The organism is Shewanella sp. SM23, from assembly GCF_025654295.1.
GTDB lineage: Bacteria > Pseudomonadota > Gammaproteobacteria > Enterobacterales > Shewanellaceae > Shewanella > Shewanella oncorhynchi.
Genome location: NZ_JAKKRM010000028.1, coordinates 1 through 23,764 on the forward strand (window position 1 = coordinate 1; position 23,764 = coordinate 23,764).

22 protein-coding genes are annotated in these 23,764 nt (G+C 45.0%); 13 read left to right on the forward strand and 9 right to left on the reverse strand.

All coding sequences use genetic code 11. The annotated features are described in order from the left end of the window. Window positions 1-576 precede the first annotated feature (576 nt). Complete coding sequence (locus L5L98_RS21030; RefSeq protein ID WP_263143316.1) at window positions 577-1,776, forward strand: class I SAM-dependent methyltransferase; 1,200 nt, start codon at window positions 577-579, stop codon at window positions 1,774-1,776. Between the two features lie 25 nt (window positions 1,777-1,801). On the opposite strand, the gene L5L98_RS21035 is transcribed toward L5L98_RS21030, so the two are convergent. From L5L98_RS21035 to L5L98_RS21050, 4 genes are all read right to left on the reverse strand, one after another. Further along, window positions 1,802-2,248 carry an NUDIX hydrolase gene (locus L5L98_RS21035; protein ID WP_263143318.1) on the reverse strand — a complete coding sequence of 149 codons (447 nt, stop codon included), beginning with the start codon at window positions 2,246-2,248 and terminating at the stop codon, window positions 1,802-1,804. Between the two features lie 111 nt (window positions 2,249-2,359). Beyond that, window positions 2,360-3,178 carry a neutral zinc metallopeptidase gene (locus tag L5L98_RS21040; protein ID WP_263143320.1) on the reverse strand — a complete coding sequence of 273 codons (819 nt, stop codon included), beginning with the start codon at window positions 3,176-3,178 and terminating at the stop codon, window positions 2,360-2,362. A gap of 143 nt (window positions 3,179-3,321) precedes the next feature. Continuing rightward, complete coding sequence (locus L5L98_RS21045) at window positions 3,322-3,747, reverse strand: hypothetical protein (RefSeq protein ID WP_107949438.1); 426 nt, start codon at window positions 3,745-3,747, stop codon at window positions 3,322-3,324. A gap of 11 nt (window positions 3,748-3,758) precedes the next feature. Further along, the gene (locus L5L98_RS21050) at window positions 3,759-3,890 is read right to left on the reverse strand and encodes a hypothetical protein (RefSeq protein WP_263143323.1); all 132 of its coding nucleotides are present in this window, start codon (window positions 3,888-3,890) and stop codon (window positions 3,759-3,761) included. Between the two features lie 368 nt (window positions 3,891-4,258). Between L5L98_RS21050 and L5L98_RS21055 the strand changes: the two genes are divergently transcribed. The 5 genes from L5L98_RS21055 to L5L98_RS21075 all read left to right on the forward strand — a co-directional run bounded on the left by L5L98_RS21055 (window position 4,259) and on the right by L5L98_RS21075 (window position 10,071). Next, window positions 4,259-5,755, forward strand: coding sequence for a DUF853 domain-containing protein (locus tag L5L98_RS21055; protein ID WP_263143326.1), 1,497 nt, complete (start codon window positions 4,259-4,261; stop codon window positions 5,753-5,755). Between the two features lie 365 nt (window positions 5,756-6,120). After that, on the forward strand, window positions 6,121-6,243 hold the full coding sequence (locus L5L98_RS21060; RefSeq protein WP_105250371.1) for a hypothetical protein: 123 nt from the start codon (window positions 6,121-6,123) through the stop codon (window positions 6,241-6,243). Window positions 6,244-6,522: 279 nt separating this feature from the next. Further along, complete coding sequence (locus L5L98_RS21065) at window positions 6,523-7,479, forward strand: TAXI family TRAP transporter solute-binding subunit (RefSeq protein ID WP_105250372.1); 957 nt, start codon at window positions 6,523-6,525, stop codon at window positions 7,477-7,479. 108 nt (window positions 7,480-7,587) lie between these two features. Then, window positions 7,588-9,621, forward strand: a complete 2,034-nt coding sequence (locus L5L98_RS21070) for a TRAP transporter permease (RefSeq protein ID WP_131524216.1) — start codon at window positions 7,588-7,590, stop codon at window positions 9,619-9,621. 45 nt (window positions 9,622-9,666) lie between these two features. Then, window positions 9,667-10,071, forward strand: a complete 405-nt coding sequence (locus L5L98_RS21075) for a DUF1850 domain-containing protein (RefSeq protein ID WP_263143330.1) — start codon at window positions 9,667-9,669, stop codon at window positions 10,069-10,071. Here L5L98_RS21075 and L5L98_RS21080 read toward each other — a convergent pair. After that, window positions 10,068-10,787 carry a FadR/GntR family transcriptional regulator gene (locus tag L5L98_RS21080; protein WP_263143332.1) on the reverse strand — a complete coding sequence of 240 codons (720 nt, stop codon included), beginning with the start codon at window positions 10,785-10,787 and terminating at the stop codon, window positions 10,068-10,070. The genes L5L98_RS21075 and L5L98_RS21080 overlap by 4 nt on opposite strands. Window positions 10,788-11,066: 279 nt before the next feature. Between L5L98_RS21080 and L5L98_RS21085 the strand changes: the two genes are divergently transcribed. The 3 genes from L5L98_RS21085 to L5L98_RS21095 all read left to right on the forward strand — a co-directional run bounded on the left by L5L98_RS21085 (window position 11,067) and on the right by L5L98_RS21095 (window position 15,049). Further along, the gene (locus L5L98_RS21085) at window positions 11,067-12,305 is read left to right on the forward strand and encodes an OprD family porin (RefSeq protein WP_263143335.1); all 1,239 of its coding nucleotides are present in this window, start codon (window positions 11,067-11,069) and stop codon (window positions 12,303-12,305) included. A 650-nt stretch (window positions 12,306-12,955) separates the two neighbouring features. After that, the gene (locus L5L98_RS21090) at window positions 12,956-14,635 is read left to right on the forward strand and encodes an FAD-binding protein (RefSeq protein WP_263143336.1); all 1,680 of its coding nucleotides are present in this window, start codon (window positions 12,956-12,958) and stop codon (window positions 14,633-14,635) included. A 69-nt stretch (window positions 14,636-14,704) separates the two neighbouring features. Then, window positions 14,705-15,049: a cytochrome c3 family protein gene (locus L5L98_RS21095; protein ID WP_263143338.1), complete on the forward strand. Its 345-nt coding sequence runs from the start codon at window positions 14,705-14,707 to the stop codon at window positions 15,047-15,049. A gap of 124 nt (window positions 15,050-15,173) precedes the next feature. Here L5L98_RS21095 and L5L98_RS21100 read toward each other — a convergent pair whose 3' ends face one another. Together L5L98_RS21100 and L5L98_RS21105 are read right to left on the reverse strand one after the other, a co-directional pair. Continuing rightward, on the reverse strand, window positions 15,174-16,151 hold the full coding sequence (locus tag L5L98_RS21100) for a sensor domain-containing diguanylate cyclase (RefSeq protein WP_113939238.1): 978 nt from the start codon (window positions 16,149-16,151) through the stop codon (window positions 15,174-15,176). Between the two features lie 142 nt (window positions 16,152-16,293). Then, a complete protein-coding gene (locus tag L5L98_RS21105) occupies window positions 16,294-16,629 on the reverse strand; it encodes an FKBP-type peptidyl-prolyl cis-trans isomerase (protein ID WP_263143341.1) in 336 nt (111 codons plus the stop codon). 234 nt (window positions 16,630-16,863) lie between these two features. Here L5L98_RS21105 and trxC point away from each other — a divergent pair, with 234 nt between their 5' ends. Both trxC and L5L98_RS21115 read left to right on the forward strand, forming a co-directional pair. After that, the gene (trxC, locus tag L5L98_RS21110) at window positions 16,864-17,286 is read left to right on the forward strand and encodes a thioredoxin TrxC (protein WP_263143345.1); all 423 of its coding nucleotides are present in this window, start codon (window positions 16,864-16,866) and stop codon (window positions 17,284-17,286) included. 57 nt (window positions 17,287-17,343) lie between these two features. Then, on the forward strand, window positions 17,344-17,778 hold the full coding sequence (locus tag L5L98_RS21115) for a hypothetical protein (RefSeq protein ID WP_263143348.1): 435 nt from the start codon (window positions 17,344-17,346) through the stop codon (window positions 17,776-17,778). A gap of 176 nt (window positions 17,779-17,954) precedes the next feature. Here the strand turns inward: L5L98_RS21115 and L5L98_RS21120 are convergent, their stop codons facing one another. Next, window positions 17,955-19,355: a DASS family sodium-coupled anion symporter gene (locus L5L98_RS21120; RefSeq protein WP_168827785.1), complete on the reverse strand. Its 1,401-nt coding sequence runs from the start codon at window positions 19,353-19,355 to the stop codon at window positions 17,955-17,957. Window positions 19,356-19,974: 619 nt separating this feature from the next. On the opposite strand from L5L98_RS21120, the gene L5L98_RS21125 reads away from it, so the two are divergent. Beyond that, window positions 19,975-21,132, forward strand: coding sequence for an MFS transporter (locus L5L98_RS21125; protein ID WP_411569214.1), 1,158 nt, complete (start codon window positions 19,975-19,977; stop codon window positions 21,130-21,132). A 261-nt stretch (window positions 21,133-21,393) separates the two neighbouring features. Continuing rightward, the gene (locus L5L98_RS21130; protein WP_263143354.1) at window positions 21,394-22,095 is read left to right on the forward strand and encodes a pseudouridine synthase; all 702 of its coding nucleotides are present in this window, start codon (window positions 21,394-21,396) and stop codon (window positions 22,093-22,095) included. 163 nt (window positions 22,096-22,258) lie between these two features. On the opposite strand, the gene L5L98_RS21135 is transcribed toward L5L98_RS21130, so the two are convergent. After that, complete coding sequence (locus tag L5L98_RS21135) at window positions 22,259-23,764, reverse strand: SO_0444 family Cu/Zn efflux transporter (RefSeq protein WP_263143357.1); 1,506 nt, start codon at window positions 23,762-23,764, stop codon at window positions 22,259-22,261.

Here is a 23,764-nt window from a genome sequence, read left to right on the forward strand (position 1 = left end):
AGTAGTCAGACTGATCTACTGAAAACCTTAGCTCGCCATAGGCTCATAATGAAGCCGCAAGGATGATAAGGACAGTAGAAGCAGATATCCATCAGGGCCAGAGGCATACCTCAATAACAGGCCGAATATATGGGTGCAATGAACTCTTCTCATAATCGCTATCGAATGTCTTGCAAACCGGATGGGTCCATATATGGCGAGCTAGCTTTCGCAGGTGCAGGGACGCATCCTTCGGAAGCGATAGCAAATTTGGCAATGAGCACAAGGGGCTTTCAACTCCGTTGGGGGCGTCATGGAGCATCCAAGGAGGATAGGACGAGCAGTCCTCCTTGGTCGGGTGTGGGGTGAAGTCCCACGACGTTGACGTTGACTTTGACTTTGATTAAATAATTCAAACAAGAGTTGGGACAAAATCCCGCTTGCCAAAAACCTACACGAGATTACGAATTTCAACAGATAGATCAGCAGCGGAGCTCTGCCCCAAACCCCCTTCTCGGTGAGAATAACTTTAGGTAGCGGCGGATCGCGGTTAGAATACTCACCCTGTTTTTCTTGGTTACTTTTTCGGAAACAATAATGTCCCATTCAGCGCTTAATTCTTTTGATGATTTTTACCAGCTTTTGGCTGACAGCTTGGCGAAGAATAGTCTGATCAAACTATTGTTGAGTAAGTACCGAGGGGCAGATAAAAGCCTGCAGCGCATTACGATTCGGCCGATCAGTTTGCAGAATGAACCTGTGCTGTCGTTTGTGTACCAACACCAGACGAATCACATCACTAAAAACCTAAGTTATGACGAAGGCTTAGCCAGCATAAAACAGTTACTCGGTAGCGATTTTAAGAGCGCGCACTTAGCTACGGCAGAGGCAGAAGTTCAGCTTGAGATCAGCAAAAAAGGCAAAGTCCAAATCAGCACACATAACGTTAAACAAGCCGTCGCGGCGCCGTTAGAACATGACCGTGAGAAAAAGCGTTTTGTGGATATCGAACGTCCCTTCCTGACCAAGCTAGGGGTGACGGATAGCCAACATAATCTTATCCCTGCGATGTCGCGCAAATGGAAGCAAATCAATAAGTTTATTGAGGTTTTCAGCCAAGCGCTCGAAGCCTCACCCCACAAGAATGACCAACCGATCAATGTGGTCGATTTTGGTTCAGGTAAAGGTTATCTCACCTTTGCAATCCATGACTACCTGCGCCACAGCCTTCACAATGATGCGCAGGTGACTGGGGTGGAATTACGCCAAGCCTTGGCCGATTTATGTAATGAAACCGCGGCAACGCTGGATCATCAAGGATTGTCGTTTGTCTGCGGCGATGTGAGAACCCATGCGCCTAAGCAAACCGATGTGATGATCGCCCTGCACGCCTGCGATATCGCCACTGACTATGCGATTCATTATGGTATTCGCGCCAATGCCGACATCATCATGTGTTCGCCTTGCTGCCATAAACAAATTCGACCGCAGATGCACAGCCCAGAATTGTTTAAACCTATGCTGCAATATGGGGTGCACATGGGCCAACAGGCTGAAATGGTGACGGATTCATTACGTGCGCTATTTTTGGAAGCCAACGGTTATGCGACTAAGGTGTTTGAATTTATCAGCCTAGAACATACCAATAAAAATAAGATGATTTTGGCCGTTAAAAAGCCACAAAATAATCAGAAAGACAGCGCCGCAATCCTCGCGCAAATTGCTGACATCAAAGCCTATTACGGGATCAAGGAACATTGCTTAGAAACCTTGCTCGCGCAAACCCAAGCCGATTAACGGCCGGCGGTTTGCCAGTAAAGCATTAAAACTTTGCGCTCATGACAACCCCGTTGAAATTGAGGCAATCTTTAATTCTTTGCTGCTGAACTGCGCTAAGGGTGTCGATATCGTGGAAGGCAAACTCTGAATGTTCGTGGCTTAATTGGATCGGCAATGGCTCACCTTCTGCCACATTTTTTGCCACATCAGGCCCATCAGGCAATAGCAGTTCACAACGAAAAATAAAGGCTTGGGATTGATAGGCGCTGTGATAATACACGCCGCTCAAATAGTTAACCTGCACACTTAAGCCTAATTCCTCTTGGCATTCGCGCACCAAGGCCTCGTGAATCGTTTCACCGGGCTCAAGTGCGCCACCGGGCAAACCCCAAGCAAAATTACCATAATTGGCCTTAAGCAACAGCACTTGTCCCTTCGCATTAGTGATAACCGCGTGGCTGCTCAATCTAAAGGTATCGTTAAAGGCCACTCAGTTATCCTTGCATTTCTGTTCGGTACGTATTTGAGATATCAAACAAAATCACTTCGCCGCAAAGGTATTACAACTGGCGAGATTACCCGAATCAAACCCTGTCTTAAATCATTTCACCCGCTGCGCCGAACTGCCGTGGGTAAAAGCATCGGGCTGTACGGCGCGACCCGCCATCTTTTGCAGACGATCGTCACCCACAGCACTGGCAGCGGCAATACCTTCCGCTAAATCGCCCGCTTCAAGTAAGTTAAGTTGTTGATTGACATAATGCCCCCAAATCCCTGCGTAGCAATCAGCCTGCAATTCAAGTGCGACACTCAATTGATTCGCCTGCACTTTACTGCCAGATTGCTGGGCTTGGCGCACCTTAGTGCTAGTGCCCAGTAGATTTTGCACATGGTGGCCCACCTCGTGAGCAATCACGTAAGCAAAGGCAAAATCACCGGGCGCGCCTAAGGTTTTAAGCTCATCAAGAAAGCTAAGATCGATATATACTTTGCTATCGGCCGGACAATAAAAAGGCCCAGACTGCGCCTGTCCCATACCGCAGCCAGTGGAGGTCATATTGCGATAAAGCACTAACTTAGGCTCTCGATATTGCCCTTTGAGCAACTGACCCCAAACGGTTTCTGTGGTGCCTAAAATGGCCGCCACAAACTGGGCATTTTCATCCTGTACCGCTGTTGTTGAACTAGATTGAGATTGGCTAAGATGAGATTGAGCGCTCGGGTCGAGTGACAGACCACCGGTAAAATACTGAAAAGCAATATAAATGCCGCCGATGAGCAACACCACGCGGCCAAGTTTAGTTCTCAGCAAAAAGGGCAAGAACCTGAGTAACAAGGCACTCGGCACACCCGCAGATGCCATTTGCTGGCCGCGTCTGTCTTCGATATTGGAGCTTCTGTCAGTGTCACGCCAGCGCATCGCATTCCTTCACTCAGTAGTTAAAAACTCTCGTTAAACCGTTCGTTAAATCGCTATTTGAGCCGCTTAGATGCACAGCTCTGATTTCGTATTTGCACTCTAGCGACTAGTGGTTAAAAGCCTAGTGATTAAGAGTCTAGTGGTTATTTCGCTTGTGTATCGCTTGTTGGCGCGTCTTTCAGTGAGCGTAAAAACAACCCTAAACCACCAAAGGCCAAAACGAGGATCACGATAAGTTCAAAGGCCGACATAGATTTAAAGTGGAATTGAATCGAGCTGATAACCCCCACAACCAAGGCCGTAAGCGAACCTAGACTCAACAGCCAAGCTAACTTACTCTTAGCGTCAAAAAACACCATCACAATGCCGATAATAAACGGCAGCATCACCATGCCTGTGGTAATCGACATGCCTTGCCCAAAGGCATTCACTCGATATAAGCCATAGCCCAGTCCAAAACTAGAGCTCACCTGTATTGCATTGAACAATAAATAAAATCCGCCACACATCATGGCAAGACCCATAAAAAATTGTCCCGTCCCGCCCTGTGTTCCGCCCGCACCTTTCATAGATATCCTTTCTACATTAACGATTTTTGAGTGGCTTGTTCTTTGGCCATTTTCAGCCGTTGCTTTTCTTCGACTGCTTTTAGTTTTTCATACAAATAAAGGTTTTTATCCACCTCAGCAACACAGCGCTGTTTATCTCGCATAGGCTCATAAGATTCAACACAGGTTCTTGCACCACAGACTCATTCGGTGCAGGCAGATGTCAGCACAGTAAAGAACAAGAGCAGCATAATCAAAGGGAATTTCACCATCAAGCACGCCTCAGTGAATGACCCAAATAACACACCTCATTCATAGGTAACGCCCATATTGCCAATCACACATTTTTGCTAAGTGATATCAAGCTTATTCAGGCCCCATGTTGACATAAATTACGCTAAGGCCAACACTCAATGATGAATTTTTATACGCATGAACGACGACACTAAAGTGGATTAAATACACAGTGGCTAAAATAAGGATGCTGCAACGATTCCAATATAAGCCCTACCGTTAACATTAAGGAATGCCTTTGAATACGCTATTAATAGGAAAAGGTGAACAACAGGTTCACTTAAATCTTAAGTATGCCAATCGCCATGGGTTAATTGCCGGTGCCACAGGGACAGGCAAAACCGTGTCGCTGATGAGTATTGCCGAAGGTTTTTCACGCCAAGGCGTGCCAGTTTTTATCACAGACGTTAAAGGCGATATCTCGGGTCTAGCTATGGCCGGCACTCCAAGTGAAAAGCTATTACAAAGGGCAACTCAAATTGGCATTGAGGATTATCACAACGAAGCCAATCCTGTAGTGTTATGGGATTTAGCGGGCGTTCAAGGCCACCCGCTGCGTACCACCATCAGCGAAATGGGCCCAACCTTACTCGGCCGAATTTTAGAATTGAATGACACCCAGAGCGGTATTTTAGACATAGTCTTTCAACTAGCGGACGACCAAGGGTTATTACTGCTCGACTTAGATGATCTGCGGGCCATGCTGGCCTTAGTTGCCGAGGAACGCAAAGAAATCTCCGCCAAATATGGTTTAATCAGCGCCCAATCCCTCGCAGCGATTCAACGCTCGGTACTAGGATTAGAGCGCGATGGTGGCAAAGACTTTTTTGGTGAACCCGCGTTACAGCTTGAAGATTTAATGCGCACTAATTTGCAAGGACGCGGCATTATCAATTTATTAGCAGCAAACAAACTGATTTTAACACCCCGTTTATATTCAAGTTTTTTACTCTGGCTACTCTCAGAATTATTTGAGAATCTGCCCGAAGTCGGCGATCCCGAAAAACCTAAGTTAGTGTTTTTTATCGATGAGGCGCATTTACTCTTTGAGGGTTGCCCACCGAGTCTATTAAAACGCGTCGAACAGATCATGCGCCTAATTCGCTCAAAAGGCGTAGGCGTTTATTTTTGCTCGCAATTTCCTGATGATGTCCCAAACGAAATTCTCGGACAATTAGGCAATCGTATTCAACATGCCCTGCTAGCTTACACGCCAAGGGATCAAAAGGCGGTCAAAACCGCCGCAGAAACCTTTGTGCCTAACCCCAAACTGGTTGTTAGCGACGTCATATCCCAGCTCGCTGTAGGTGAAGCCTTAGTGTCTATGTTAGCCGACAAAGGCGTGCCAACTATGGTCGAGTGCGCGCTCATCGCACCGCCACGTTGCCGCATGGGACCCGCCACAAGTGAAGAGTTACAACAAGTCCGTGCCCAAAGCCCGATTGGAGGTAAATACGATCAGTTAATCAACCGCGAATCGGCCTATGAACGCCTTAACCAAAGACGAGTTGGTAACGCCACCAGCGACACCACATCCACAGCAAGTGATGTTCAATCGGGTCAAAAAGCTGAGGAGCAAGGTTGGTTCAGTGAACTTATTTTTGGTAATAAGCGCCGCCAAGGGTTAGCGGAAACCTTGTCAAAACAAGCGGCACGCACGGTTGGCAGCCAATTAGGTAAACAAATTTTGCGCGGTATATTAGGTGGCATGTTAGGTAAATCGAGCCGACGTTAGGCATATGGTACTTAGTTAAGCCTCCAATTAGGGCCCACTAAAACCACAAACAATGACGAAAATAGAGGTACTGTGTCCTTGTTCGCATATTTCTTATACAGGTTAACGCTAGCATTAGCATTAATTATTCTAAGTGATAGATGGATCATGGTACGGAATTCGGTGATAAGATTATTTTGCTGTAATCGCTCATTGAGGCAAATAAATTCACAGATAATTATCAATGATTTTAGATATTTGTAATTTAAAATGTTGTAATTCGAGATAAAAATTTCGCTTCAATCAGGACGTCATGGAATAGGTTCAATTAAGTACGGCTTACATGATTAGCCTGATGAATAACCAAAGAGTACATGGAGTTTTATATGAGTAAAGAGCAAAAAAACCGTAAAGAATCGAAGAAACAACCGCTGATGTCTCCTAAAGAGAAAAGAGCAGCAAAACATGCGAAAAACGCAACTAAAGGTTTCTTAGATAACACTAAATAGTGTCTTGTTATTAGGAGGTTTGTCCTCTAATAACACAAATAGGGTTAACTTAGGTTAGCCCTTTTTATTGCCCGCTTCATTGAACCAACCAAGTTTTACCTCACAATACAACCTTGCTCAAAACAGTCTCAGATCTCAGTTTTGTGATACAAAAGTAGCAGCTATCGACTATAGCCTAATTGACCTTTTCCAGGTTTTATGTAGTTATATTGAGCTGATTACGGTATTTACCGCTCGAAAGACCCTACATAACACTATAAAAAATAAGGATATTTCATAATGAAAATCAAAAAACGTTTTGTCGCCGTCGGCGCAGCAGTGACTCTCACACTCAGTGCTGCCGCTATGGCTGCTGCCCCCGCCTTTATCAACATTCTCACAGGCGGCACCAGTGGTGTGTATTACCCTATTGGCGTTGCGCTGTCGCAACTCTACGGCACAGGAATCGAAGGTTCTAAAACCTCAGTTCAAGCAACTAAAGCCTCAGTAGAAAACCTCAATTTATTGCAAGCGGGTCGTGGTGAATTAGCGTTCGCTTTAGGTGATTCAGTCGCAGCAGCATATCAAGGTGATATTGATGCAGGCTTTAAAACGCCGCTGGATAAAATCCGAGTACTTGCCTCGGCTTATCCTAACTACATTCAAATCGTCGCCAATAAAGAGTCTGGTATTAAAACCTTGGCCGATTTAAAGGGAAAACGCATCTCAGTGGGTGCCCCTAAATCAGGGACAGAACTCAATGCCAGATCGATTTTCAAGGCTGCGGGTTTAAGCTACGAAGACATGGGGAAAGTCGAGTTTTTACCCTATGCCGAATCCGTTGAGCTAATCAAAAATCGTCAATTAGACGCCACTTTACAATCTTCCGGTCTCGGCATGGCTGCTATCCGTGACTTAGCTGCGACTATGGCAATCAACTTTGTTGAAATTCCAGAAGATGTGATCGCTAAGATTAACAATCCCGCCTATCAACATGGCGTGATCCCAGCATCGACCTATGAAGGCCAAACCACCGACGTTTCTACCGTCGCCATTCAAAATTTACTGGTGACTCAAAGCGGTGTATCGGATGATTTAGCCTATCAGATGACAAAACTCATGTTCGAGCACTTAGACCGACTCGGTAACGCGCACTCCGCCGCGAAGACCATCAGCGTAGATAAAGCGACGAAAAATCTGCCAATACCACTGCACCCAGGTGCAGAACGTTATTACAAAGAAGTTGGTGCACTCTAAGTTTTACTGATATCTGTGCATCCTATTCCAAACTAAGCAATTGAGATGCCGTTGAATAACGGCATCTCGTTTATATCATCTCTGTAGTCTAATGCTGTGAGGCATAATATGAGTGATCCCCAACAAGGTCTCAGCGCAAATACTGGCGATTGGCCCAAGGCTCTATTTTATACAGCCTTAATTTTTTCTATTTTTCAAATCATCACTGCCGCTTTTCATCCCGTCTCGACTCAAGTACTGCGTGCCACCCATGTGGGCTTTTTACTGTTAGTGGTTTTTTTAAGTTATCCCGCTAGAGGAAAATCTCAGCCTTGGCAGCCACTCGCTTGGCTACTCGGTCTAGCTGGTATGGCCACAGCGGCTTATCAGTGGTATTTCGAAGCCGACTTAATTCAACGTTCAGGCGATCTGACCGATGCGGATATAGTGATAGGTATCACTTTGATCGTATTAGTGTTTGAAGCAGCGCGCCGAGTCATGGGCTGGGCACTACCTATCATCTGTAGCATCTTTTTGATGTATGGCTTATTTGGCCAATATTTACCCGGTGACTTAATGCACCGCGGCTATGGATTCGATCAGATCATCAATCAATTAGCCTTCGGTACCGAAGGGTTATACGGCACACCAACCTATGTGTCGGCGACGTATATATTCCTGTTTATTCTCTTCGGCTCCTTTTTAGAACAAGCCGGAATGATCCGTTTATTTACCGACTTTGCCATGGGATTATTTGGCCACAAGCTCGGCGGTCCAGCAAAAGTTGCGGTAGTATCATCGGCATTGATGGGGACGATTACAGGATCAGGTGTTGCCAACGTGGTCACAACGGGCCAATTTACCATTCCACTCATGAAACGATTCGGTTATCGCCCAGCCTTCGCCGGCGGGGTAGAGGCAACATCGAGTATGGGCAGCCAAATCATGCCGCCGATCATGGGCGCGGTGGCCTTTATCATGGCCGAAACCATTAACGTCCCCTTTATCGAGATAGCCAAAGCGGCATTGATCCCTGCGCTACTTTATTTCTGCTCCGTATTTTGGATGGTTCATTTAGAAGCCAAACGCGCCAATCTCTGTGGTCTGCCTAAAGATCAGTGCCCTAATCCATGGGCGGCAATTAAAGAGCGTTGGTATCTCCTTATCCCCTTGTTTATTTTAGTCTACTTGCTGTTTTCGGGTAGAACGCCGCTGTTCTCAGGCATGGTAGGACTCGCCCTCACATCGATAGTAATTTTAGGCTCAGCCATAGTACTGCGGCTTTCCTCAATGGCAATGCGCATTGCCTTTTGGATTGCCCTTGGCATCCTATGCGCTGGCTTCTTCCAACTCGGGATCGGGGTAGTATTTGGGGTTATCGCCTTATTAGTCGCCATTTGTTGGTTTATTAAAGGTGGCAGAGATACTCTCACCATCTGCTTGCATGCACTGGTAGAAGGCGCCCGTCATGCCGTGCCTGTGGGTATCGCCTGCGCTTTAGTCGGTGTGATTATCGGCATAGTGTCACTAACAGGAATTGCCTCAACCTTCGCGAGCTATATTCTTGCCGTTGGCCAAGATAACTTGTTCTTATCACTCGTGTTAACTATGGTCACTTGCCTAGTACTCGGCATGGGGATCCCCACAATCCCTAACTACATTATTACTAGCTCGATTGCCGCTCCCGCATTACTCGACCTCGGTGTGCCACTGATTGTGTCGCATATGTTTGTATTTTATTTCGGCATCATGGCCGATCTCACGCCTCCCGTTGCCTTAGCCTGTTTTGCCGCAGCGCCAATCGCGAAGGAATCTGGTCTTAAGATCAGCCTTTGGGCAATCCGTATCGCCATTGCAGGTTTTGTGATCCCCTTTATGGCGGTTTACGATCCCGCTTTGATGCTTCAAGGTGATAGCTGGTTAGCTACAGGGTTTGTCTTGCTAAAAGCGACTGTGGGTATTGGTATTTGGGGCGTCATCTTTACCGGATATCTATTACAAAAACTCTACTGGTGGGAACGCGTTATCGGCTTCCTTGCGGGTGCGAGCTTAATTCTTGCTACGCCGTTGAGTGATGAAATTGGCTTTGGGCTCGCGCTGCTATTTATCGTGCAACACAGCTGGCGAGCACGCAAACTCAAACGTCTCGCAGAGCAAGGATAAGCTTTTGAGATTATTGGTCGTTAATCAGTCTTTGAAGGTAAACAGATGCTAGGCCTGTGTTTAGGCCTAGCGGGCACACTGTGGGCCCAAGTGCCCACAGACAACTTCACCTTGGCATGGAACCATAGCATAGAAAAAATTCGCTGGGAGGAAGACTATAACGTCACCCCACAAGGATTAGTGTTGGTCGAAGCAAGAGTGAAAGGTACGGGTGCAGGAATGGAAATCCCAGATGATGCTTATTTTAAAAATGGCAGCTGGCATTATCAGCCCAAGCTGCCCATTTTGCCAGTGTTGCGCTTAGGTCGCACGCCCGAAGCAGGGGATTTTGAACTTTGCTTCACTCCAATCTCAGGAAAAGTGCAATGCCAAGCCATGAGTCATTGGATTGGCGTACCCAACAAACAAACAGCCGCGGTTGAACTTTGGGGTTGCGGCTCTTTGCCTTAACCGTGTTTATCCATATATTTACGCTCAATTTCTATTAGGCGCTGATTAAAATCCTCAAGGTGTGCAAACATTTCGGCCTCAGCTTTCGCCCCATCTTTTGCGATAACCGCTTCGACAATGACATCATGCAAACCTAAAGGATGAATTTCATCAGTCGGTGGCTGAAACTTAGTCGTTTGATTACTTAATAAAACCAACAAGGATTTTACGATCGCTTCTAAAAAGCGATTTCCAGACATTTCAGCGAGCAAATAATGTACTTGAGATCGCAATATGACAGTTTCGGGATAAGCCAATGAGTCACTTTCATGACGATTCGCCTCTTGCAAAGCTTTAGCTTGCTCTGGAGTGCAATTTTTAGCAGCCATTCTAGCCACTTGCGGCTCAATCAGCATGCGTGCTTGACACAGTTCAGGAAGAGAAAGTTTCCCCATTAGAAATAAATCTTGGCAAGCATCACTTAAACGTTCAAAGGTTAAGTGCTTAACAAATGCGCCGCCTGTTGCACCTTGGCGAATCTCCACTAATCCACCTGCTTCGAGGCTCTTGATCGCCTCTCTCACCACAGTGCGACTAACTTGAAATAATTCTATTAATTCGCGCTCAGAGGGTAATTTATCGCCAGCCTTATATTCGCCATCTAAAATAGCATTTTTCAGTTGCTGCCCGACTTCACTCGATGCTCTTATCTGCTTAATTGGCTTGAAGATATGCACTTGATTATCCCAAATATGCTTAGTGTCGCCATACTAGCATAAAACCGCATTAACGCAGAAAAAGTACTCTCATCTTTCCTACATTAGTGATTAAAAAACATTCACATTTGTTGATCCAAGTAACATCTGTGCGAATTTCGTAACTAGTTTCTCATATTCATCCTAACTTCGTTGTCGACATTAGTCATACGTCATACATTTAACCTGAGAATGTTAAACATAATTTCTTTAACTAGCTCAGACAATTCTGATCAGGGCTTACTAATAATAGGGAAGATGATGATGAAAAAATCTTATTTATCTTTGCTTGTGCTATCTACGCTAGCGATTCCAGCTACAGCAGATACCAGCATTGATCAAATGTTTAGCCAAGGTACGTTAAAAGGGGAATTACGCTTATTCGATTTTACCCGTGACTTTGATAATACGACGAACACTAAACACGATACGTCATTTGGCGGACTGTTTTATTACAATACCGCAAAAGTGAATGGCCTCAGTTTTGGGACCAGCTTCGCATCTGCAAATCCCATTTGGACCAATGATTCAGATGATGTCTACGGCCTAGTTGCTCGCGATGCCGCTGGCGACCATGACAACGTCAACCGTTTACAGGAGTACTTTGTCCAAGGTAATTGGTGGGATACTCAATTCAAATTAGGTGCACAAGAACTGCGCACACCAATGATGAATCCCCATGACATTCGTGCGATCCCACGAACTTTTCGCGGCTTTTCAGCAGAAAATAAGAGTGTTGACAATCTAACGTTATCAGCACTCTATATTACAGATTCCATGGGGTGGTCTGATAATAGCTTCGTATCCGTAAAAGAGGCGGTACAAAGCGAATTAGCAAGAGCGGGTATTGTGGCAGATGTTGCCGATAACCCAGTTTATGCCCTAGGTGCTAAATATCAATTGCCCTTTAAAACAGTCCAAACTGAAGCCCATCTTTGGCACTACAGCATGGAAGATGTTTTCAATCAAACCTATGCCAAAGTGAAATTAGCCGCTGATGTTGGTCCAACGAATTTGTACTTAACACCTTCCTATTTAACTCAACAGGCAATAGGTGATGAAACCGGCGGCCCACTCGATACCTATCAATATGGCTTTCATCTTGGCGCCAAATTGGCGGGGGCAGATCTCACTTATATGTACGCCAAAACCGGGGATGACACAGTGCTGACCCCATGGGGCGATGAAAAAGTGGTCATTCAACAGGTATATCAATCTGCACGGGCGAATGAAGAGGTCAACGCGTTAAAGCTGGCCTATGACTTTGAAAAATTAGGGGCGAGTGGATTAGAAGCCTATGCCTTTTATGGGCAGTACGATGTGCCAGAGGGGACTGCGTCAGATTTTAATGAAACAAACTTTTCAATCGCCTATAAATTTTCAGGCATGTTATCGGGCCTAGGTCTTAAGGCGCGTTATGCCATGGTCGATTTTGATCAAGCTGAAGATCTTGACGATCTGCGTTTATATGTCACTTATAAATTTATTTTAGGTAAATAGTCACAAATACAACTCCCCTGCACCAAAACTTATATGGGTGTATCAGCCTTGTTGGATACACCCGGTTTTTACACTGCAAAATTCTCAATCCATTTAAATGTTGCGGTGAATGCGTTGACTTAATTATTGAGATCAAAAATGGAAAAAATAATTTCTTAATTATTCCAGCCATGGCTATTTCATGTGTCTTATTTAGCGGATGCGTAAATAACGATGACTCTAACGCCTCGTTACCACAATTAACTCCCGTAAACCTAGAACACTAAATATATGTAGTGAAATAGCTTAACAACACATATTTTATTTTGATCACTGTATTTAAGAAATACATCTTCCTCAAAAAATTCACTGCATTATTTAATAAAGAAAGTCCTACATTAGCTTGTTTCAAAAAGAATAATCATATTAACAGCTCAAAACTCCAGCATTTTGTGAAGCACTGCAAAGATGTAATTAATACCTCTTTTGGTTTATTATCATATGTCATACATTTAAACGTATGTTGTTAATGAATGAGAATTTAATCACTTTCACACAACTGCACTTCTAGTTTTTAAAGCAAACAAATCACATGCGGTTATGGCCAGATCCATTGTCGTTGCTAACGATGTCATATCGACCTTAGCAATGAGGACCCAAGGAGTATCAAAATGAGTAAAGAGCATTCACAGAAACCGAAAGAAATCGATCAATACACTGCTAGCGTCCTGCAAAATGGTATATCTCGAAGAAGTTTCCTAACTCGAGCTGCAGTGGGAAGTGGTGGCTTAGCCTTTGCAAGTCTTGGTATTGCTTCAGCGAGTGCGGCCCCCCTTCAAGTTGGCACTGAATATGGCGAAATTGGCGGCGCAACGCTTAATTTTCTACCTAAGCCAAAACCTATTGCTGATAAAGATATTGCAACAACCCAAACCTTTGATGTTGTTGTCGTCGGTGCAGGAGCTTCTGGTGTGCCTGCGGCTCTATCAGCCAGAGAAAGTGGTGCAACCGTTGCGTGTTTACAAAAGCAAGCCATCCCTGTCTCTCAAGGAAACACTGGTTCAGGAATTGACCTGAAAAACAGTGATAAATCAGCAATTGAAGCTTTAGTTAGCCGTTTAATGGCGGATAATGCGCACCGTTCACATCCCGGTCTTCTTAAGCAATGGGCTTACAATTCAGGTGAAGCTGTCACTTGGGTTATCGATAGAGTTAAACAAGGTGGCGGCCAGATTGTTGACCAAGGCACTAAAGTGCAGCACGGTATTCGCGGAATTGCTGATACTGATGACCGTTTAAATTTTATCACTTCTTTCTGCGGCCCTAAACCCTACACCACGGGTGATGCTATGCGCGCATTAGCTAAAACAGCAGAAAAAGCAGGCGTTAAGTTTTTCTTTAATACTCCTGCACAACAATTAATCCAGGATGAGTCAGGAAAAGTCATCGGCGTCATTGCTCAAACTCGTGATGGTAAGTACCACAAATACATGGCGAAGAAAGGTGTCATTCTGTCCTCTGGCGACTATCAAAATAACAAAGCCATGTGTGACTTCTTCATCCCCGAACTGAAAAACTTTGAACGTAAACAAATGGATCGTACCGGTGACGGTTTTGCTATGGCCTATTGGGCGGGCGGCGTTATCGAACCTGTTGGACATACCAAAATGTTGCACGACTTCGATGCAGGTCCGGCGTCCATGTGTGACATGCCATTCTTAGCGGTAAACCGTAAAGGTGAGCGCTTTGTGAATGAGAAGGTGGAAATGTCTCTAATGAATAACTACTTGAAAGATGAGCAGAATGCGGGGCATTACTCCCAAGTATTTGATTCTGACTATATGACGCAAGCGAAGGATTGGCCTGGCCACCTCTATTCTCCTGAAGAGCTTAAAGTCTATATGCCTGAAGTTCCAGGTGAGAAAAAAGGGGTATATCCCTCTTTGATCAACACCCATTCAGCTAACACATTAGAAGAGTTGGCCGTGAAGCTGGAGTGCGATCCAAAAACCTTTGTTGCCAACGTTAACCGTTATAACGAACTGTGCAAAAAAGGCAAAGATGAGGACTTCGGTAAACCTAGAAGCAAAATGATACCAGTGCTCAAACCACCGTTTTACGGTATTCACCGTCGTATGCGTATTTCTACTTTATGTTCAGGAATTCTCGTTAACGACAACCACCAAGTACTTGATGCCGATGGTAAGGAAATTCCAGGTTTATTCATTGTTGGTAACCTAGGCGCAGGTTTCTATGGTGGCGTTGACTACCCATTAACGGTATTTGGCTTGTCTTTAGGTCGCTGCTACACCTTCGGCTATTTAGCGGGCAAATATGTAGCAAAACTATAGAACACATAGTCATCAATAATGGATGCCTCACATTTTGGCATCCGGTGAAATGAATAATGGGATCAGACAATGAAAAACTTAACGATTATATTGGCTATTATTTTGGGTATTTTCGCTGGCAGCGCGTTCGCTAAAGAGAGTGCTTTACTCGATCAAACTCATATGGCGAAAGGGCTTAAATGTGCCAGCTGCCATGGTGCAGAAGAACGACAAGCCGTCCCTATGCTCAAGTGTGTACAATGCCACAACACTAAGAAATTAGCGGAAAAAACGGCGGATGTAAAACCAACCAATCCCCATAAAAATCGCCACTTCGACACAGAAACTGATTGCAGTAAGTGCCACCATGTACACAAAAAATCTGAAAACTATTGTGTCAGTTGCCATCAACCATTTAATTTTGTAACTCCATAAGCTGATGACACTAAGCTTAAAAAGCTAAAAACAAAAAACCACCATTAAAGGTGGTTTTTTGTTCGAATAAGGCACTGTAATCAAATATAAATTAAGTATGACTAAGATCTGCAGGCTTGGATCATTATTCCGACGACTGATAAAAACAATATCCATGCTTTCCTTGGTGTTTCACGCGATACATGGCGGCATCCGCGCGATCACAACTCTCGGCAAAACTATCACCATAGCCAAATATATCAATACCGATACTCAGGCCTACCTCTACTTCACAACCTTCTAGCAGGAATTTATCTCTATAAACATCGAGCAATGATTGTGCGAGCGCCCCTAAAGATTCACGATCAAATGACGGCAGTAATATCACAAACTCGTCGCCACCTAACCGTGCGATCTGCGCGAATTCACCGGCGTGAGATACCAAAGTATGCGCAACGTGCATCAACAGGCTGTCACCAAACTTGTGTCCGTGACGGTCATTTAACGCTTTAAAACCATCAAGGTCGATAAAAAATAACGCTCCGCGAATACCTGGTTGCGAGGATTCATCGAATACTTTGGCAATAGCTTGGCGATTCATTAAGTTGGTGAGTGGATCACTGTGGGCTAAGCGGGCTAAATCTATTTCGTAGCGCTTTTCTTGAGTAATATCGATATGGCTGCCCATCATTCGCAGTGGTGTTCCATCAGCTAAGCGCTCGACAATACGTCCACGATCGGACACCCAGGTTATGCTGCCATCTTTGTGTAGCATTCTGTGAACTGCTTGATAGTAATCGGCTTGACCATTCACATGATCTTCAAAGGCTTTTATCACCCATTCTTTATCTTCGGGGTGTAATTTACTTTTCCAGATATCAACATGGGCAGCAAACTCTTCAGGACTAAACCCGAGCATTTCGCCCCAGCGCATGTTAAATATGGTTAAATTTCCGCTTGGAATATGCTGTTCCCATAGACATAAACCATTACCATCGAGGGCCGCAAAGAGTTTTTCTTCGGCACGATAATTCAACGCTGCTAAATGAGCGTTTTCACTTTTTAGCTGAGCGATCTCAGCCTGAAGTTGCGCAATTAACTCTGCTGCAGTATCCGAAGCCACGACAAATCTCTTTCCTTTAAGTGGGAAAATTGAGTCTAGTGTAAATCACCCTATGCCGAAGCAACATAGCGAGGAGTGCAAGATGAGCCAGAATCATATTGGCTCAATCGAGCTTACACAGACTCTCGCAGTCCTGTCACGCTTAGTCGCGAGTCAGCACTTCGAGCAATTCGATCTCAAAGGTGAGATCAGAATTTGGTTTGATATGTGCCCCCACTTGGCGCTCGCCATAGGCTAAGTGAGCTGGGACTAACAACTTACGTTTGCCACCGACTTTCATCCCCATAATACCTTGATCCCAGCCTTTAATCACACGGCCAGTACCAATTACACATTGAAACGCCTGACCACGATCATAGGATGAATCGAATTGGGTACCATCCTGCAAAAATCCACGATATTGGGTGGTGATCAGTGCGCCTTTTACCGCTTCTTTTCCTTCGCCCACTTGCAGCTCGATTACTTCTAATTCAGTCATATCTTCATTCTCTTTTCTTGTTCGCACTTAGGGCGTGATATTCAACTTTGCGCAGGATTTTATCACCGAAGAGCGGGCTTGTCGGCGCAATCTAAACATTTCTGCAGCTTGGTTCACTGCTTAATCCTTAATAATAAGGTCATCATGGGCGATAACATCATCACTCGCCCTTTAAATTACTGTCGGTTAGCCCAATATATAAGTCGTATAAACGTTTTATTTTGGAGCTTTGCCATGATTATTGCCTGCCCCCATTGCGATACGTTAAACCGCGTTCCCGATGAGCGTTTAAACCAACAACCCACTTGCGGTAAATGTAAGCTCAGTGTCTTTACGGCTGCGCCAATTGAACTCAATAGCGCAAACTTTGCCAACCATGCTAATAAATCAGAGCTTCCCCTAGTCGTTGACTTTTGGGCCAGCTGGTGTGGGCCCTGTAAAAGTTTTGCGCCCATATTTTCTGCAGCAGCTAAGACATGGGAGCCTCAATTTCGCTTCGGTAAAATCAATACTGAAGAACAGCAAGCCCTCGCGGCTCAATTTAATATTCGATCTATTCCAACCTTAATGATTTTTAAACAAGGCCACATACTCGTCCAGCAAGCCGGAGCTTTGCCCTCCTCAGCGTTAAACCAATGGTTAAATGCCTATAAATAACGGGGTTGAGCTAAGATACAAACACTCAGCCGAGCTAATTTGTAAAGGTAACGAAAATTGAAAAAAGCAATGTTCTTACTGGGCGCAGTGCTCTTGCTAGTGGTAACAGGATGGGGTTTACAACAATATCTCACAATTGATACTTGTCTCGACAAAGGAGGGACTTGGAACGATGAAACTCAGCAATACATTCGCCCATTCGAGCAAGGGATAACCTTTACTCGCAGTGATCATAATTCTGCCGAGCCGCAGACAGCTTATGTTTATCTTTCCGAGAATTTACAGCAAGCAGAAGTGTTTTTTGCCATGACAGATAAGCCTATTATTTTACAAGCCGTTACTGTCACTGAAGGCGATACCACTCCCGTATTATATAAAAATGACATTGAACAGATTGATATCATCAACGTAAAAGAAATCTTTTATCTACGTTATCAACATCAAGCAATTTATAGCGCAAATACTTTTAGTCGCAACTTAACCTCAAATTAAGTGCAAAACATAAGCAGAGAGTAAACTTCGAAACACTAAGCCTGACACTAAGCCCAAAAACTCGGTACGACGACTCAGCTAAAAACAAAATGCGTATCCGCCCTATGCTCTTCATAAGGCGAATACTATTATAGCGGCAACGTTAAAACACAAAGTTTCCATGAACTATGTCAGTGTTAAATATCCCAGAAGGTATGAGCGATAATACCCAAGACTATCATACTGATAAAGTTGATGATCATACCCACTCGCACCATTTCCGATTGCTTGATATGGCCAGAACCATAAACGATAGCATTGGGCGGTGTCGCCACCGGCAGCATAAAGGCGCAAGAAGCTGCAATACCAATCAGTACAGATAACATTACAGGCGATATGCCTAATGCCTCAGCAATCGCAGCAAATACAGGCACTAACAGTGCAGCGCTGGCGGTGTTACTGGCAAATTCAGTCAACATCACCACAAAAGCAATCACAGCAAAAACGAACAACGACATGTGAGTGCTACCGAAAATATCTGTCATCCAGTGAGCTAAAAATACGCTGGTGCCAGTCGTTTTTAGTACTGCGCTCAGTGTTAAACCGCCACCAAACAATATGAGTACGCCCCAATCTGTGGTCGATTCAATTTTCTTCCAGCCGACCAAACCTAAGCCCGAGAGTAAAACGACGGCCCCTAAGGCGACTATGGTATCAAACTGAGTGATGCCACCTAATGCCTTGGCTAACGGCACACTGAAAATCCAGCAACATACGGTAGTCAGGAAGATAAGCAGAGTAAATTTCCCCTGAAATGTCAGCTTCTGAGCTTCAACATTCACATCGAATTTGGCAGAAAGATCAGGCTTAAAATACCAATACAAGGCAATCAACATCATAGGTAGCATGAGGATAACGGTTGGAATACCAAACTTCAGCCAATCACTAAAACTTAAGCCCACTTGAGCCGCAGCAATCGCATTCGGTGGGCTACCCACTAAAGTACCGATACCACCTATGTTGGCCGAATAGGCAATCCCGAGCAGAAGGAATACATAGGTGCTGTGGTATTTTTCGCGGTCGAGCTGCTGCAAAATCCCGAGTGCCAATGGCAACATCATCGCCGTGGTCGCGGTATTGCTGATCCACATCGATAGCAACGCAGTTACTCCAAACAGCATCAAACAGGCGATACTGAGTTTGCCCTTAGAGGCTAGCAGCAGCTTTTGCGCTATGAGGGTATCAATCTTTTGATGGTGCAAGGCCGCAGCCAATACGAAACCACCAAAGAATAAGTAAATGATGGGATTGGCAAAGTTACTCATTGCCTCCTTGGTTTCAAACACCCCAAAGAATACGGCGAGTATAGGAACGAGAATCGCAGTGATACTGATATGAATCGCTTCGGTCAGCCAAAGAATCGCTGCAAAGAACAAAATGGCCAGCCCAGTATTCACCCCTTGTTCAAAAGGTAAACCGTAATAAAGTGCAAATAACAGCACAATATCAGCCACTAGGATCAGCATTTTTTTCTTATCGAGCCCCTCGCTGACGGGAGCTTTATTAGGTGGAGCAGTACTTGAATCTGTTAAAGACATGGTTACAACCTTAATACCATTTTATTTTGACGCAAATTTAGGGCATAGATCACACTTGGCAAAGCGGTTTATTTTGTAATTTTATCACTTGGCAACAACATTTATTGCTGAGCTAGCACGCACAAACGGCCGATTAGCGGCAATAATCACCAAATTCTGATCGACACCTTTGTTTTAAAATTTCAAACGGACAAAGATCGAACAAAACCTTGCCCACGTTGTAATTTAATTAATGTTTAAAACTGAGATATAGATCACGCCACACTTTCTACCAAGATGATAATCAACTAATTAATCATACCTTCTGATCATTGGTAGGATTAGGTATTATTCCCCAAATTTGGCACAAAATTGAATGTGTGTAGCGCTAAATCGAATCTAGGTATCGTTGAATGTGCACTAAAACGGCGACGCAGTGAACAGCAAGCGACCAACACAAACGTATTGCAACAAGGCAACATAGAAAACCCAATATCTACATGAATAGTAAACACAAATATTATTCACCACCACAGTCAATCTAACTCACTTTACCCTGTCAGCGATCCAGCCTAAAGTCGCGACCGCAACCCCGCCTCCTGTTTATTTTTTTACCTGTTTGGTACCACTTGTGGAAAATATGCTGTTAGCTCAACCCAATCAAAAACCAGGGCTTTTTGTTCCTGTGGCAGGACTCAGTCTATTTGCTTTAGCGTCAGGCTACTTGATGAGTTTGATCCCACTGTCGCTCACTTTTTTCGAACTCAGCACCTCACTTGCTCCATTACTGGCCAGTATTTTTTATTTAGGTTTATTACTGGGGGCGCCTTGTATTGCTCCTGTTGTTGCCCGTATCGGCCACAGTAAAGCCTTTATCCTTTTTTTGAATATCCTTCTTTGCAGCGTTGTCGCTATGATATTAATCCCCAAAAGTGGAGTCTGGTTAGCCTCTCGACTTATAGCGGGATTTGCGGTAGCAGGGATTTTTGTGGTGGTTGAATCATGGCTATTAATGGCCGATACCCAAAAGCAACGCGCTAAGCGGCTTGGACTTTATATGACAGCGCTTTATGGAGGCACTGCCTTAGGACAATTAGCCATTGATTATTTAGGTACAAAGGGCAATCTACCTTACCTAGTGATCATGGGATTATTAGCCGCGGCAAGTTTACCCGCACTACTGGTAAAACGCGGTCAACCTCAGGTAAGCGAACAACAATCAATGTCATTGTCTGCGCTAAAAAACCTAAGTCAGCCTGCCATTATGGGATGTTTAGTCTCTGGATTATTGCTTGGCCCTATCTATGGTTTACTTCCCATCTATGTGGCACTGGATATGGGGCTTGATCAGCAAACAGGACAATTTATGGCCCTCATCATAGTGGGTGGCATGCTAGTACAACCTTTAGTCAGTTATTTATCTCCTCGAGTTAATAAAAGTGGCTTGATAGTAAGCTTTTGCCTACTGGGTGTCGCAGCATTATTGCTGCTCACTCAGCATTCAAATATGACGCTGATTATTGGATTTCTCTTGCTTGGCGCCAGCGCTTTTGCCCTTTACCCGATTGCAATCAGCTTAGCTTGTGACGACTTGCCTGCTAGCCAAATTGTTTCAGCGACTCAAGTGATGCTGCTGAGCTATTCGGTGGGGTCAGTGATAGGCCCATTAGTTGCCAGCAGTTTTGGCCAAACGGAGTTCGGCTTACTCATTTATTTAGGCATATGCTGTATTCTGAGCAGTATTTACATTTTTGCTCAATTACTTATTAATACAAAGCCAAGTTTTTCCTCGCCTTAACAAGTCCCATAAAATACCTTGCACAGCGACTCAATAAGCAGCCACTTAATAAACGACATGCTCATCGAGTGGCTCAAATAGAAAACATCTGCGGTCAAATCAACACAAAACGAACAGCAAGATGCTCCACAAATGTCATAACGTTAAAAATCAGTACGCTTAGTTTTAACATTCAGACAGGGCAGTTGCTTATCCTCCCTAAGTCGCGATAATGCAGCTTACTGAAACACCTGTGCTGATTGTTTTTCCTGAGATTTCACTATGCGCCTCGATAAATTCCTCTGTAAAAGCACAGTTCTTGATCGCAAAGCCGCAAGAGTCGCCATTCTTAGCGGCTCAATCACAGTCAATGGCGCTATCGTGACAGACTGCGCAATGCAAGTGCATGAAAATAATACTGTCAGCCTTAATGGAAAGCCGCTAGCGCCACGCCCATCTCGCTATATCATGTTGCACAAACCTGCTAATACCTTATGCTCAAATGTGGATGGAGCCTACCCTTCGCTATTTCATCTGCTCGATATCGATCGCGCATTTGACCTGCACATCGTTGGCCGCCTAGATGCTGATACCACAGGCTTAGTGCTACTGACTGACGATGGCCGCTGGTCGTTTAATATTATCTCGCCTCAATATCAGTGCGAAAAAATCTATCGTGTTCAACTGCGAGATCCACTCGACAGCGAAGCGACTGCAGCCATAGCCGCAAAGTTTGCCGCAGGGCTAAATCTACAGGGCGAAACCGCCCTCACTCTGCCAGCAACACTGCAGCAAGTGGATGAAAAAACCGTGCTGCTCACGCTCACCGAAGGCAAGTTTCATCAAGTCAAAAGGATGTTTGCCGCCGTGGGCAATAAAGTGGTTGCTCTACACAGGGCGCAAATTGGCGCATTGGCCTTAGATATCGATGTAGGGAAATGGCGCAACTTAACCTTGGCGGAGATAAGCTCCTTCACATCCTAATTGATTAACAAGGCTGAAGCAGACAGGCCGCCTACGTTTATCGACGTTAAAAAAGCAAACAAATACTGATAGGTTTGCAAATCAATCCCATAAAAAATCCCAGTGTTAGCAACAACACTGGGATGTTTATTTGTTTGATACTGCTTAGCGGAATATGAATAGACTAAGAACAGCAATCGTTGCGGCGAACCCAGCTTCTTGGGATCTTCTCAAAAACCACTTTTGCCATGAGTAACGCCAGCACTATGCCAGAGGTTGCCACTAACCATTGGGGTAACATTTGGTGCTCTTCACCAATTTGTGGCATCACTACAAAACCAAAGGTATTAACCAGATAATTGACCAACATACCGGCCACTAAGGCCACGCCAATCACACCGCCAAGATAGCCCCACAGCGCACGTTTACCTAGCTCTTTAGCCACTATGCCTAAAGTCGCGATATTGGTTGCCGGACCTGCCATCATAAACACGAGTACAGCACCCGGTGACACTCCCGCCAGTAATAATCCAGCGGCAATCGGTGTCGATGCGGTCGCGCAAATATACATAGGCACAGAAACGAGCACCATCACTAGCATAGCCAGAATGCCATCGCCCCATTTAGCCAAAAAGTCAGCCGGCACATAGGTTTGTACCAGAGCTGCGAAAAATAAGCCCACCAGCAGCCACAGCGTAGTATCACGCACTAAATCCGTTGCCGCATATTTAAGGCCAATTCCGATACGACTGAGTACCGATTGCGACTTAAATTCAGTCGCCATATCTTGAGTAGACGCACAGCAGCTATCGCCTGCAGTGTTAGCACTCACCTGCTTAGCATCCTTAGCACTGCCACCACAGCAAGCGCCTTTTTTCACCACCACTATTTTTTCAGGCTCTGTGGTTTGACTGCCACAACATGACCCCACGCTTTCTACTTTAACAGCGTTAACCTTAACCACAGAACCCATAGTTTGAACAGATCCCATGGTTTGACCGCCAACAGCCATAACACTTGAAGGACCCGCCATTAAGCTCGGCGCCGCCATAGGCGTCATTTTGATCTTCGGCTTTGGCTCGGCTGCAGGTGCATCAACACCTTCATTACCACAGCAGGAAGACTTTACGGGCGTTATCGTAGGCGTAGTCGATGAGCAGCAGCTTTTAACCGCTTCGGCTTTTACCATCTCTGGCTGAGCCACTGATTTTGAGGCACAGCAAGACGCCACTGACGCCTCACCCTCTAATGGCTTATCTGATTGAGTATCTACCTTAACCACTGACTTGCCATCGTCATCATCGCGACCAACGAGTAAGCCCGCCACTATCGCACTGGTAATAGCTGCAATCGGTCTGACGATCGCCATAAAGGGGCCGAGTAACACGTAGGAAACGGCGATGGAATCGACGCCCGTTTCAGGGGTTGAGACTAAAAAGGAGGTGGTGGCTGCTTTAGATGCACCAGAACGACGCAGCCCAACGGCTGCGGGAATAACGCCACAAGAACACAAAGGTAAAGGTGCGCCAAGCAGCGCCGCTTTCACTACGGTTTTAAAACCGTGACCACCGAGCTGCTTTTGCATCCACGCCATTGGCACGAATACTTTTAATAGCCCAGCTAAAATCAGGCCTAGTAACAGCCAAGGCGCCGAGTCTAAAAACAGATCAATAAAATTCTTCAGTAACAT